A 263-nucleotide genomic window follows, 5' to 3' on the forward strand; every position below is an offset into this window, starting at 1 on the left:
TTCACCCGAGTTCTCTCAAGCGCCTTGGTATTCTCTACCCAACCACCTGTGTCGGTTTGGGGTACGGTTCCTGGTTACCTGAAGCTTAGAAGCTTTTCTTGGAAGCATGGCATCAACCACTTCGTTAACTAAAAGTTAACTCGTCATCAGCTCTCGGCCTTAAGATCCCGGATTTACCTAAGATCTCAGCCTACCACCTTAAACTTGGACAACCAACGCCAAGCTGGCCTAGCCTTCTCCGTCCCTCCATCGCAATAACCAGA

Annotated in this window: 1 rRNA gene; it reads right to left on the reverse strand. The window is 49.4% G+C overall.

The annotated features are described in order from the left end of the window. A 23S ribosomal RNA gene (locus IB241_RS27395) occupies nucleotides 1–263 on the reverse strand; the annotation flags it as partial.

This window comes from Pseudomonas sp. PDM05, from assembly GCF_014851685.1.
In the GTDB taxonomy this organism is placed as follows: domain Bacteria; phylum Pseudomonadota; class Gammaproteobacteria; order Pseudomonadales; family Pseudomonadaceae; genus Aquipseudomonas.